10 protein-coding genes and 1 tRNA gene are annotated in these 12,511 nt (G+C 43.4%); 5 read left to right on the top strand and 6 right to left on the bottom strand.

Going from position 1 to position 12,511, the window contains the following annotated elements; all coding sequences use genetic code 11:
* Positions 1 to 74: 74 nt before the first annotated feature.
* The 4 genes from mltG to ITJ87_RS10490 all read right to left on the bottom strand — a co-directional run bounded on the left by mltG (position 75) and on the right by ITJ87_RS10490 (position 4,216).
* Complete coding sequence (gene mltG, locus ITJ87_RS10475) at positions 75 to 1,112, bottom strand: endolytic transglycosylase MltG (protein ID WP_117966617.1); 1,038 nt, start codon at positions 1,110 to 1,112, stop codon at positions 75 to 77.
* A gap of 66 nt (positions 1,113 to 1,178) precedes the next feature.
* Positions 1,179 to 2,090, bottom strand: a complete 912-nt coding sequence (locus tag ITJ87_RS10480) for a TolB family protein (protein ID WP_117601466.1) — start codon at positions 2,088 to 2,090, stop codon at positions 1,179 to 1,181.
* Between the two features lie 168 nt (positions 2,091 to 2,258).
* A complete protein-coding gene (locus tag ITJ87_RS10485; RefSeq protein WP_117601467.1) occupies positions 2,259 to 3,770 on the bottom strand; it encodes a glycoside hydrolase family 43 protein in 1,512 nt (503 codons plus the stop codon).
* A 373-nt stretch (positions 3,771 to 4,143) separates the two neighbouring features.
* A tRNA-Thr gene (locus ITJ87_RS10490) sits at positions 4,144 to 4,216 on the bottom strand.
* 198 nt (positions 4,217 to 4,414) lie between these two features.
* Here ITJ87_RS10490 and ITJ87_RS10495 point away from each other — a divergent pair.
* From ITJ87_RS10495 to ITJ87_RS10515, 5 genes are all read left to right on the top strand, one after another.
* The gene (locus ITJ87_RS10495) at positions 4,415 to 6,115 is read left to right on the top strand and encodes an SDR family NAD(P)-dependent oxidoreductase (RefSeq protein WP_117966615.1); all 1,701 of its coding nucleotides are present in this window, start codon (positions 4,415 to 4,417) and stop codon (positions 6,113 to 6,115) included.
* A 112-nt stretch (positions 6,116 to 6,227) separates the two neighbouring features.
* Entirely contained in the window at positions 6,228 to 8,696 is a 2,469-nt protein-coding gene (locus tag ITJ87_RS10500; RefSeq protein ID WP_117966612.1) for an SLBB domain-containing protein, read from the top strand.
* 8 nt (positions 8,697 to 8,704) lie between these two features.
* Positions 8,705 to 9,811: a Wzz/FepE/Etk N-terminal domain-containing protein gene (locus ITJ87_RS10505; RefSeq protein ID WP_005836078.1), complete on the top strand. Its 1,107-nt coding sequence runs from the start codon at positions 8,705 to 8,707 to the stop codon at positions 9,809 to 9,811.
* Complete coding sequence (locus ITJ87_RS10510) at positions 9,790 to 10,137, top strand: UpxY family transcription antiterminator (RefSeq protein WP_005836079.1); 348 nt, start codon at positions 9,790 to 9,792, stop codon at positions 10,135 to 10,137. Before ITJ87_RS10505 ends, ITJ87_RS10510 begins: the two co-directional genes overlap by 22 nt.
* Positions 10,137 to 10,595, top strand: a complete 459-nt coding sequence (locus tag ITJ87_RS10515) for a WbuC family cupin fold metalloprotein (protein ID WP_034523374.1) — start codon at positions 10,137 to 10,139, stop codon at positions 10,593 to 10,595. The genes ITJ87_RS10510 and ITJ87_RS10515 overlap by 1 nt, the downstream gene beginning before the upstream one ends.
* A gap of 74 nt (positions 10,596 to 10,669) precedes the next feature.
* Here ITJ87_RS10515 and dnaJ read toward each other — a convergent pair whose 3' ends face one another.
* Together dnaJ and ITJ87_RS10525 are read right to left on the bottom strand one after the other, a co-directional pair.
* Entirely contained in the window at positions 10,670 to 11,842 is a 1,173-nt protein-coding gene (dnaJ, locus tag ITJ87_RS10520; protein WP_117966609.1) for a molecular chaperone DnaJ, read from the bottom strand.
* 11 nt (positions 11,843 to 11,853) lie between these two features.
* Positions 11,854 to 12,486, bottom strand: coding sequence for a nucleotide exchange factor GrpE (locus ITJ87_RS10525; RefSeq protein ID WP_117601472.1), 633 nt, complete (start codon positions 12,484 to 12,486; stop codon positions 11,854 to 11,856).
* Positions 12,487 to 12,511 lie beyond the last annotated feature (25 nt).

Raw genomic sequence — 12,511 nt, forward strand, 5'->3', positions numbered from 1 at the left:
CTGAATATTTAAGTGTTAGTCATGGATTAATATTTGACGCAAATATAGGATTTTGCTTTTATTTTATCAGCAGATTACTTGAAAATCTTTCTTTCGTTTAATGCATCCCAATATCTTCTTGCATTTTTCATGTGCTCGGCATAATTGGATGCAAAGTTATGGGTGCCCGAGAAGTCCTCTTTGGCACACATGTAGAGGTAGTTGTGTTTCGTATAATTCAGCACGGCATCCAGCCCGCTGGGTGAGGGGATGCGTATGGGGCCGGGAGGCAATCCGGTATTGAGGTAGGTGTTGTAGGGGGATTCTACCGCCAGATGGCCATTCGTAATTCTCCGCAAGCCGAAGGCCTGCAAGGCAAATTTGATGGTAGGGTCGGCTTGCAGGGGCATGCCGGCGTGCAGGCGGTTGATATATAACCCTGCTACCATCGGTTTTTCAGGATTGTTGTTTGTCTCTTCCTCGACGATGGAGGCAAGGGTGCAGATTTCCGTCGGGGTCATTCCGATGGCGGTGGCTTTGCCTAGGCGTTCCTGGTTCCAGAACCTTTGGTGCTCTTTCTGCATTCTTTCGAAGAACTCTTCCACACTCATGTCCCAATAGACTTGGTAGGTTTCGGGGATGAAGAGGCAGGGCAAGGTCTCTTTGGTGTATCCCAGTTTTTGTTGGAATGCGGAGTCGTTCATCAGTCCGGCTATTTCGGCGGAGTCTATCATGAGCTGTTTGCTTATGCTGCGTGCCAGGCGGTCCAGCGTGCGTACGCTGCCGACGGTGAGGTTCATAGGTTCTTGATATCCGCGGTACAGACGGCTGAATACGTGATATACGTTTTCTCTCGGCCGGATAGCGTAGCGTCCGGTGTGTATGTTTTCGGAATATTTCTTGTATTGGGCCATCCAGCGGAAGCCGGTGAAGCTTCGGGGATGGCCTTGTTGTTTCACCTTATTATATATGGAGTCAGCGGTGTCGTCGCGGTCTATATAGATATAGACTGTCTTTTGCGGATGGAATTGCGGGGCAAACAGATAGTAGTATACTGTTCCTGCACAAGCTGCTCCAATAAGAATTAGTGTAACGAATGTTCCGATAATGATTTTCTTCTTTTTCTTTTCCATTTTGTTTTACTGCATCTTTAGTCGGGCAAAGTTAGTAAAAAATGGAGTGAAAATCATCAAGTCATATCAGTTAATTCGATAGCTGACAAAGGCTATGCGTTTGCTGTCCGGTGCCCATGAGTTGACATTGATGGTGCCTTGTCCGCCGAAAATCTTTAACAAAGTTTTGGGTTCTCCACCGTTTGCGGGCATTAGGCGCAGTTCTACGTTCTTGTTTGCCAGATGCTCTCCCGGTTCCAGGTCACCTTTGTAGTAGGTGATGAATACAACGGATTTTCCGTCGGGAGAGATGTGGGGGAACCAGGAGTTGCGGGTTTCGTCAAAGGTCATCTGGGTCTGTTCGGAGCCGTCTGCCTTCATGCGCCAGACTTGCATGAGTCCGGTGCGTACGGAGTTGAACCAGATGTATTGTCCACAGGGGGAATATTCCGGTCCGTCATCCAGACCCTCGGCAGTGGTCAGGCGGGTTTCTTCACCTCCTTCCACGGGGATGGTATAAATATCATAGTTGCCGTTTCGTTCGGCGCAATAGGCAAGTTCTTTACCGTCGGGACTCCAACCGTGGAGGTAGCTGGGAGCCATAGGCGTTATTAAACGGGGAGTGCCGCCCGTGATGGGAAGTGTATAAATGCGCGATTTATAGTCCTCTTTCGTCCCGTGGCTGATGGCTATCTGCTGTCCGTCGGCCGAGAGGACGTGGTCGTTGTTGCAGTTTTGGGCAAATCCGGTGTTTATCAGTTCCGGTTTGGCAGGCGAGGTGGGGGAAAGGCGGTAAAGCTTTCCTTCGCTGTTGTATAGTAGCCATTGCCCGTCGGGCGTCCAATTGGGGGCTTCAATCCGGTAGGGAAATTCTTTGACGACGGTCCGGTTACCATTGGTTACATCCAGTATTTCGAGGACGCTGGTAATCTCGTTTTTTTGTTGAGCGGTTGCGGTCAGTGCAACAGTTGCAAAGAAGGGGATTAAATAGGGTTTCATGTTTATATCGTATTTAATAAATCTCCGCAAGATACATTTTTTATTGGAAACTACATAGTCGGAGCATTTTTTTCATTAAAATCTGTAGTGCTGACCGAATGCGTAGTGCTTATCATATAAATAATTATTGCAATGAATATTTTTGAGGGCTACGGTAGATTATGCTTTTCAAAATCTCTCAAATATCCATTCATCTACCTTCAGTTCTTTGCCTTTAAATACGAAATAAAGGTTGTGAATACCGTCTTTGTCTGTGTTTATCTTTGTAGAGACAGTCTGTAAAGAGTCTGAATTGAAGGAGGTGGAAGCCAGTACTTCACCATCGGGGCGGTCAAGGTGCACTTCCAGAGTGCCGTGTCCTGCTGCTGTGGCACGGAATAGAGAGGGAAAGCCGGAGAAGAATACGCCACGTACGGATATAACTGATTTCTTTTGTTCACTGCCCACTGCAAGCATGTTGCCGGGGGTGGCTGTAGGCTCAAAGTGTATGCCTAGCGTAGCGGCTGTTGTTTCTGCTTGCTGATGAATGAACGGGTTCACTGGCTTTATCTGGTCCACACCCTTCAGTGTGGCTTCTCCCATTTCCAGCTTCACGTTTTTTTCGTCTACCTTCAGCTTGTTGACGCAAAGGCTGCGGAAACCGCCATTGGTGCCTTTGTGTTCTTGCAAGCACATGTTGTGATAAAATAGGTAATAGTCTCCTTTGTATTTTTGCAGATGGGTATGATTGTTGCTGAACCCCATACCATAGTCTCCGGGATTCTTGAAATAATTGTCCACATACTTCCAGCTGTCGGTGTCGAGAGGCGTGTGTGAAGTCATGTACGACATGCAGCAGATGCTGGGTTTGTCCACTCCCTCGTGAGGCCATTCGGTGCGCTTGTTCCAGTCGGTATTGTAGGTATAAATCCATGTGCCGTTCCAGTAGTTCAGCTCATTGGCTTCGAAGTGATAGGGAGCTTTTATCTCTACTATCTCGCTGTCCAGACTAATCAGGTCTTTGCCCAAGCGGACAATGCGGGCATCTCCAGGCATGTAGTCGGTGCCGACTTCCCCCTTTCCGCCTCCACCGAATGATAACCATCCTATACCTTCGTCATCTATCACGGCACCCGGGTCGAAGGGAGCTTTGCAGTGGCCTAATCCTTGGGTGAACTGGCTCACCAGCATACGCCCCAGCGGGTCGGTCCACGGGCCTACGGGAGAGGTGGAGGTTAGTACGCCTACGCCCGCACCGCTGTTGGAGTAGTAGAGGTAGAAGTGGGTTTTACCGTCCGATTCTATCCGCGATACAATGGATGGAGCCCATGAGGCTATACCCCATGGTGAGAGGGCCTTTACGTCAATCAGTCCGTGATAAGTCCAGTTTACCATGTCATCGGTAGACAACATAACCAGCGAATGGATGTATTGGTATGTGTTTTTGCCATCTTTCCCCACACTGTCCAGTTGCTGGGTGTCATTGGTTCCATACACATAGAGCCTTCCGTTGTATTCCATCGATGTCGGGTCGGCCACAAAAATGAAATCCGACAGTGGGTTGGCGTTTCCACTGAAGAATTTGGGTGATTCTACCGGATGCGTGTCTTTCTTTCCTGAAGTGGAAAGCGCCCACATATCGTTTCCTGCGGACATAGCCGCCAGCAGCAAAGCTGCTGTAAATAACTTGATTCTTTTCATTTTCTTATAGTATATTATAGAAATCTATGGTAACCTTTTGATTTTAGCTTGTGTTTTTTCGTCATCTCAATACTTCATTTAAGATTGAAAAATTTGGTTATTGAAAAGTTGCCACAAATATTGGGAATTACTATATATAATATAGGTGTATTATGTTTTTAATAGTGTATCTATATGTTTCAAGTTATCATTTTAGACTGTGGATGTAATCAGATGGTGCTGTTTTAAACCTATTTTGAGATAATCATGCGGCTATAGATTAAACTGTTTGAAAGGGCATTGTGTTTTATGCAAATATACTCGTAGAAGAGCGTTTTTTATTTTAGAAAAGAAAAAGCACTGATTATCTGGAATAATCAGTGCTTTAATATTGAGCCGCTAGCCAGACTTGAACTGGCGACCTACGCGTTACGAATGCGTTGCTCTACCAACTGAGCTATAGCGGCAATAAACTTTTGTTTACGGGGTGCAAAGGTACATCTTTATTTGAAAAGGCAAAAAGAATCCTTGTTTTTTTTAGAAATATTTTAGTAGAATAATTTTCTGTTTGAATGTTCTGAACTTTATTGCCTTAAAAATTGGATAATAAAACGAAAAGAAGCATCTTTGTCGTAGGTCCTATAGCAAAAAGTCTGATACTGATTATGAATTTTAGAACATATTATAAATATCTTTCTTCACGCATAGCGTCCAAATGGGTGGTGTTGTCGGTAGATGTAATTATCGTTGTGATTTCCATACTTTCTGCATGTTTTTTGCAATATAGGCTTTCGTCCGTATCTTATGAAATTTCTTTGTATGTATGGCTGACCATTTGGGCTGTATTGTGTAATGTCTGTTTCTTTCATATTTTCCGTACTTATGTAGGTGTCATCCGTTTTTCTTCTTTTGTAGATATTTATCGTGTGTTTTGGAGCCTTACGATAAGCTATGTTGTACTGTTTTTGGGGAATTTCTGTTGGTCTGTTTTGGGGCTTGAAGAAACTTTGCCGAACAGCATTCTGTTTATGGCATATATGTTTACTTTCTCTCTGATGGTTTGTATGCGCATTGCTGTGAAGATGCTTTATGAAGCTATTGCTTTTGATGCACGTCATTGCGTGAATGTTTTTATTTATGGATTCCATGGGACTGGAGTCGATGTTGCAAAATCCTTGAGAGTTAGTCGTAATAATCATTATCGCCTGCGTGGCTTTATTTCGGACGAACTTGATATGATAGGTAAACATACGATGGGATGCAGGGTATATCCCAATGATGAACAGCTGTTTGATCGTCTAAAGAAAAAGAAAGTGGATACAATCATTATCTCTCCAAGCAAGGTATCGGATTTGGAAAATTCCGGAATGCTGGATAAACTGTTCTCTCATGATATTCATGTAATGACCGTTCCTCCCTTAAGCGATTGTATGGATGATGGACTGATAAAGGACATTCAAATAGAAGATTGGCTTCGTGGAGAACCGGTACAAGTTGACATGCGTAAAATTGCGGCCCATATTGAGGGGCGTAGAGTAATGGTTACGGGAGCAGCGGGAGCTGTAGGAAGGGAAATCGTCCGCCAGTTGGCTACACTGAATCCTTATCAGTTGATTCTGGTAGATCAGGCAGAGTCCCCATTGTATGATGTACAGTTGGAATTGTCTGATCATTGGAAGAATCTGGAGGTCCGCGTATTGGTTGCAGATGTTGCTAACCGTACGCGTATGGAGGCTATATTTGAAGGAACACGTCCTCAACTTGTTTTTCATTCTGCTGCTTATAAACATGTACAACTGATGGATGATTTTGTGTCAGAGGCAATTCAAACGAATATATCGGGAACAGTGAATATTGCGGACCTGGCGGTAAAGTATAGAGTGTCCCGTATGGTTATGATGTCTGTAACTAATGCACGTCATCCGGAGAATGCTATGGAATATAGTAAGCGTGTGGCGGAAATGTATGTGCAGTCATCTTATTGCAGGTTGAAACGCGACAAAGGGGAAACTGATATGTTCATAGTACGTTTGAGTGAGATGTATCCGATGAATGCGCATTGTTTGATGACCTTGTCTGAAGCTTGTATGCTCACCCTGGAAGTGGGAGTCATGGGGGATGGAGGAGAAGTGTACATTGTAGGAGGGCCTGGGGATGGGCTTTTGGATTCTGTAATCAGTGAAAAGATAAAGCGTGAAAAGGCATCTGTTGATGATTATGAACATGTGCGGGAAGAAGTGCTGGCCTTGGTGCAACATAGTTATACCGAAAAAAAGGCTATTTTGATTGGACTAATGAAAAAAATAGTGCCAATTTTCTCACTTTCTTCTACCCAAGGAAAAGACGTGAAAATGACAGCTTTTTAATGCTTTTTCTGAAACTTAGAAGTGGAATAAATGTATATTATAAAATAATATATTACCTTTGTGCCCGATTTATATTTATTACAAGAACTCAAAAGATTAATCAGAATATTTTATGCGTAGATTAATAACACTATTCTTTTTGGTATTTACTTTGTCAGGAGTAGCTTTTGCTCAGCAGATGTCAGATGATCAGGTTGTTCAGTATGTAAAAAGCGCTCAGCAGATGGGTAAAAATCAAAAGCAGATTACTACTGAATTAATGCGGCGGGGAGTGACAAGGGAACAAGTTGAAAGAATTCAGAAAAAGTATGAACATTCTAAATCTGGAAGTCCGCAGAGCAATACCCAAGATGAGAAACGTTCTCGTCAACGTGGTGAAATGAGTGGCGTAGTCAAAGGGTTGCGTACAACTTCGGAAACGTATTCTGCCAGGCAAACGGATGTTGCAGGGGATTCTTTACAAATGATGGATAATCGTTCCTTGTCTCAAGAGAAAGGGGCGGGGGATCCGACTTCGCAAATTTATGGTCATAATATTTTTACTAACGATAATTTGACTTTCGAACCTAATGTGAATGTTGCTACTCCCGAGAATTATCGTCTGGGACCTGGTGATGAGGTGATTATTGATGTGTGGGGAGCTTCTGAAACAACAATCCGACAAACAATATCTCCGGAAGGAAGTATTCTTGTGAATAATTTAGGACCGGTTTATCTGAGTGGTAAAACAGTAAGTGAAGCCAATAATTATTTGAAACAAGAATTTGCCAGAATATATTCTGGAGTAACTGGAAATGTTCCCTCTACCCAAGTTAAATTGACATTAGGAGAAATACGTTCTATTCAAGTAAACGTTATGGGTGAAGTTATGGTGCCCGGAACTTATACCCTCTCATCATTTGCTTCCGTATTCCATGCTTTATATCGTGCAGGTGGTGTGAATCCGATTGGTAGTTTACGCAGTATTAAAGTGATTCGCAATGGAAATACAATAGCAGATTTGGATGTTTACGATTTACTTATGAAAGGAAAAATGAAGGATGACATCCGTCTGCAGGATGGTGATGTAATTCTTGTGGATCCTTACCAGTCATTGGTACAGATATTGGGTAAGGTAAAACGTCCGATGTTTTATGAAATGAAACCCACTGAAACCGTAGGCACATTATTGAAGTATTCAGGTGGTTTTACGGGTGATGCTTATAAAAAAGCATTACGTATAATCCGTAAAAGTGGACGTGAGCATCAAATTTATAATGTGGATGAGATGGATTATTCTGTATTCCGCGTAGATGACGGTGATAAGATAACGGTTGATTCCGTTTTACAACGTTTTGAGAATCGTGTGGAAGTCCGCGGTGCTGTATATCGTGAAGGCTTGTATCAGTTGGACGGTACGATGAATACAGTGAAACAGCTGATTAAGAAAGCAGAAGGACTTCGCGGAGATGCATTCTTAAACCGTGCTATAATCGATCGTGAGCTTGAAGACTTGTCGCATGAGATTATACAAGTAGATGTGAAAGGTTTGCTGAACGGGACGGCTGCAGATATTCCTTTGCAGAAGAATGATATTTTATATATCCCAAGTATTCATGATTTGAAGGAAGAAGCTACACTTACCATCCATGGTGAAGTTGCCAATCCGGGTACATATCTCTATTCTGATAAAATGACAGTAGAGGATTTGGTGTTGCAGGCTGGTGGCTTGTTGGAGGCAGCGGCTACGACGAAAGTTGAAGTGGCACGGCGTATGAAAGATACGAAGAGTACATCTTTCAGTACTACAGTAGGCCAGAATTTCTCTTTTGATTTGAAAGATGGCTTATTGGTGGGAGAAGGAAGCCAGGATTTCCATCTTGAACCTTTTGATGAAGTTTATATTCGTAAGAGTCCGTCTTATTTTAAACAACAGAATGTTATGGTGGGAGGAGAAGTTCTTTTTAGCGGTAATTATGCACTATCGAAAAAAAATGAACGTTTGAGTGACTTGATAGCTAAGGCTGGTGGAGTGACTCCCGATGCTTATGTAAAAGGAGCGCGTCTTATTCGTAGGATGACCGAAGAAGAATTTCGCCGTAAAGAAGATGCCCTGCGTATGGCGCAAGCGGGAGGTGGAGATTCCATATCTGTAAAAAAATTGGATTTGTCTGATACCTATTCTGTAGGTATAAATCTGGGAGAGGCTTTGAAGAATCCCGGTTCAGATGCTGATATGGTGCTTCGTGAGGGAGATGTGTTATTTGTTCCGGAGTACGTAAGTACAGTGAAAATCAACGGTGCTGTAATGTATCCGAATACAGTTTTATATAAAAAGGGTGAAAGCTTGAAATATTACATCAATCAAGCTGGTGGTTTTGGTAATGATGCCAAGAAACGTAAGGTCTATGTAATATACATGAATGGTACAGTTTCTCGTTTAAAAGCAGGGAACAAGAAAGCCATTGAACCTGGTTGTGAAATAATTGTTCCAAGTAAAGAACAGAAAAAGAAGATGACTACTGCTGAAATTCTGGGAATGGGAAGTACGACAGCTTCTATTGCAGCGATGATTGCGACTATGGTTAATCTCTTTAAGTAATTTGAATTATGAGCGAAGAAAGAATACAAAACATAACCTCTCCACAACCTGAGGAACAAGAAATAGATTTGATAGAACTGGCCCAGAAAGTATGGGCTAGTCGCAAATTGGTTTTTAAGGCGTGTGGTATCGCTGCTCTTGTAGGACTGGTTGTTGCATTTAGTATTCCTAAGGAGTACTCTACAAGTGTGACATTGGCTCCGGAGAGTGGTGGCAAATCTGGTGGTGGAAGTATGGGAGCCCTTGCAGCCATGGCGGGTATCAATTTGGGCACTTCTTCTGGTGAGGATGCTTTGTCACCCGAACTTTATCCTGATATTGTAAGTTCTACTCCTTTTCTGATTGAACTGTTCGATGTTAAAGTCAAGGATCAGAAAGCAAAAGTAGACACGACTTTATATGCTTATTTGAAAGAAGAACAGCGTTCTCCTTGGTGGAGTGCAATTTTCTCCGCTCCTTTTAAAGTGTTAGGATGGACATTGTCTTTGTTTAAGGATGAACCGGAAGAGGGGGACGCAAAGCTGGATCCTTTTCGTCTTACTAGAGATGAGTCTGCCATTGCAGATGCTTTAAGTAAACGTATCTCTGTTTCCGTAGACAAAAAGACAGGTGTGACAACCTTGTCTGTTACTATGCAGGATCCTTTGATATCTGCTTCGCTGACGGATACCGTGATGCATTGCCTGCAGAACTACATCACAGATTATCGGACTAATAAGGCTCGTCATGATTTGGCATTTACCGAAAAACTTTATGGAGAAGCAAAGGCCAGTTATGAGGATGCCCAGAAGAAATACGCAAATTTTGTAGATGCAAACCAGAATATAATATTACTGAGTTATCGCGCAGAGCAAGAGCGTTTACAGAATGAAATGAATTTAGCCTATCAAGTATATACACAAGTGTCTCAACAATTGCAGATGGCAAGAGCTAAGGTGCAGGAGATTACACCGGTATATACGGTTGTCCAGCCGGCTACGGTACCTTTGAAGCCTGCAAAGCCCAATAAATTGATGATTTTGATCGGCTTCATGTTCTTGGCAGGTGTCGGCAGTGTGGGATGGATATTATTTGTAAAAGATTTATTAAAGGGATGGAAAAAGCAAACAATATGATGACGGATAATGATATGATGTGCTGGCATGCATTGTACACAGCACCTAAGTCTGAACATAAGTTGATGCAGCGTTTGAATGCTGCGGGATATACTACATATTGCCCGATGCAGGCTGTGTTTGTAAAATGGAAAGGGCATACCCGGAAGGTGATTACCCCTCTTTTTTCCGGATGCTTGTTTGTTGCTGGTAATGTGGCGGAAGTTGCCTCATTGGCTTCCTCGCAGAAGGCTGCTATATTACTAGATAAAGAAGGAAAAAGTTTGTCTATTGAAGCGGGTAAAGCAGAACTTCCTGCCAAGTTTGCTCAATTGCTGAGGTTATGATGAAGCTGATAACAGAAGAGCTGCTGGATACCGTTACTTCACAAGCCAAGGAGAATTCCCGTTTACGTATGAATTATAATTTTCATGCGTCTATGGATGCCCCTATTCATCGGTTGCTGAATGCTTTGGAGCCAGGAACTTATCTTCCTCCTCACCGTCATACAGATAAGGAAGAAACTTATCTGGTTTTGCGTGGAAGTCTGCTGGCATTTTTTTATGATGATGCCGGTAATGTAACAGATAAGGTATGCCTCAATCCTTCGGAAGGTAAATATGGTCTGGAGATTCCTTCTAATACGTGGCATAGTATTATTGCCTTGGAGTCAGGCACCGTTATTTTTGAAATTAAAAAAGGCCCATATCAGCCTCTACCCTCAGAGGATTTGGCTTCATGGGCTCCTCAGACTTCTGATGTGGAGGGAATAAAGGCTTTTATGAAGCGGATGTTGGAACTTTAATATTTTTTTGATAAAACAAAGAAGCCTCCCGATATTTTATTGTATATCGGGAGGCTTCTTTATGTACCATGTTATTAGTCAAACAGGCTCTTGAACTTCTTGAATATTTTCTCCTTAATCGAAGTGTTTGGCTTGAAGTTATCAGATTCTTCCATTTCCTCCAATGTTTTCTTCTCATCCTTGCTCAGCGTTTCGGGTACATATACGCTGACATTTACTAGCAAATCTCCCGTGCCGTATCCATTCACGTTGGGCAAACCTTTGCCGCGCAGGCGGAGTACTTTTCCCGGTTGCGTACCTGAGTCAATTTTTACTTTCACCTTTCCATCAATCGTGGGAATTTCTACTGCACCACCCAAGGCTGCTGTCGGGAAGCTGAGGAGCAGGTTGTAAATCAAGTCATTTTCGTCGCGTATCAGGTTCGGGTCTTGTTCTTCTTCTACAAGAATCAGCAGGTCTCCCGGCATACCGTTGTGCTTGCCTGCATTTCCTTTTCCTCCCATAGAGAGCTGCATACCTTCTGCGACACCTTTCGGGATTTTTACGGTTACTACTTCTTCACCGTATACAATACCTTCACCGGCACATTCCTTACACTTGTTTTTGATGATTTTGCCTTCACCGCCACAAGTTGGGCAAGTGGTTCTTGTTTGCATGGTGCCGAGTATGGTTTGCTGGTTACGGATTACCGTGCCGCTACCGTTACAGGTCGGGCAGGTTTCGGCGCCGCCGTCGCCTTCGGCTCCCGTGCCATGACAGTGGGTACAAGGCACGTATTTCTTCAGCTTGAATTTCTTTTCCACACCGGTAGAGATCTCCTTGAGGTTCAGTTTTACCTTGACGCGCAAGTCCGAACCACGGTAACGGCGTTGTTGTGTGCCGCCACTTCCGCCGAAACCTCCAAAACCGCCAAAACCTCCTCCACTGTGTCCACCAAAGATATCACCGAACATGGAGAAGATGTCGTCCATGGACATGCCTCCACTGAAGCCGCCGAACGGACCACCATTACCGGCGGCACCACCCAGTCCGGCATGGCCAAACTGATCGTAGCGGGCACGCTTGTCCGGATTGCTTAGTACGTCGTATGCCTCTGCCGCTTCCTTGAATTTCTCTTCGGCTGTTTTGTCGCCCGGATTCTTGTCCGGATGATATTGGATGGCTTTTTTGCGATAGGCTTTCTTTATTTCTTCTACCGTTGCTGTCTTTTCGACTTCCAATACTTCGTAGTAATCTCTTTTTTCCATACAGTTTTATGTTATTCTCCGACTACCACTTTGGCATGACGGATCACTTTGTCGTTTAGGATGTAACCGGTTTGTACGCAGTCCAGAATTTTGCCTTTCAGTGCTTCATTGGGTGCCGGAATCACGGCGATGGCTTCGTGATAGTCTGTGTCGAGCGGTTGTTCCTTTGTCTCTATCACCTTAACGCCGTTTTGTCCCAATACAGACATGAATTTGTTGTAGATAAGTTCAACGCCTTCTTTTACGGCAGCTACATCGGTAGCTGTCTCCATGTTTTTGAGGGCGCGTTCAAAGTCATCCACAATGGGTAGGATACTGCTGATACTCTTTTCACCACCGTTCAGGATGAGTTCTGCCTTCTCCTTCATGGTACGTTTGCGGTAATTGTCAAACTCGGCAGACAAGCGCAGATATTTGTCTTTCTGCTCTTCAATCTGTTCATTGGCCTTTTCCAGTTCCTGAGCGAGCTTTTCTTCTTCTGTTAGGGGAGCTTCGTTTTCTTGTGAAACTTCTTGTCCTACGGTTTCTTCGTCACATTCGTTAGGAGTAGCTTGAGTTTTCAGCTCCTCTTCCTGGTTGTTTTCTTTTTCTTTCGGATTCATATTGTTATGCTTATTATTCTTGTAAAATGATTTTGCTTTCATTGCTGTTAAGGGTTTAAGTTAATAC

Source organism: Bacteroides sp. HF-162 (assembly GCF_015679285.1).
Taxonomy (GTDB): domain Bacteria; phylum Bacteroidota; class Bacteroidia; order Bacteroidales; family Bacteroidaceae; genus Bacteroides; species Bacteroides uniformis.

Excerpts from the sequence above, each read along its gene's own strand:
- ITJ87_RS10505 (WP_005836078.1), top strand. The coding sequence starts at position 8,705 with ATGAGCGAAGAAAGAATACAAAACATAACCTCTCCACAACCTGAGGAA.
- dnaJ (WP_117966609.1), bottom strand. The coding sequence starts at position 11,842 with ATGGAAAAAAGAGATTACTACGAAGTATTGGAAGTCGAAAAGACAGCA.
- ITJ87_RS10515 (WP_034523374.1), top strand. The coding sequence starts at position 10,137 with ATGAAGCTGATAACAGAAGAGCTGCTGGATACCGTTACTTCACAAGCC.
- ITJ87_RS10495 (WP_117966615.1), top strand. The coding sequence starts at position 4,415 with ATGAATTTTAGAACATATTATAAATATCTTTCTTCACGCATAGCGTCC.
- mltG (WP_117966617.1), bottom strand. The coding sequence starts at position 1,112 with ATGGAAAAGAAAAAGAAGAAAATCATTATCGGAACATTCGTTACACTA.
- ITJ87_RS10525 (WP_117601472.1), bottom strand. The coding sequence starts at position 12,486 with ATGAAAGCAAAATCATTTTACAAGAATAATAAGCATAACAATATGAAT.
- ITJ87_RS10500 (WP_117966612.1), top strand. The coding sequence starts at position 6,228 with ATGCGTAGATTAATAACACTATTCTTTTTGGTATTTACTTTGTCAGGA.
- ITJ87_RS10510 (WP_005836079.1), top strand. The coding sequence starts at position 9,790 with ATGGAAAAAGCAAACAATATGATGACGGATAATGATATGATGTGCTGG.
- ITJ87_RS10480 (WP_117601466.1), bottom strand. The coding sequence starts at position 2,090 with ATGAAACCCTATTTAATCCCCTTCTTTGCAACTGTTGCACTGACCGCA.
- ITJ87_RS10485 (WP_117601467.1), bottom strand. The coding sequence starts at position 3,770 with ATGAAAAGAATCAAGTTATTTACAGCAGCTTTGCTGCTGGCGGCTATG.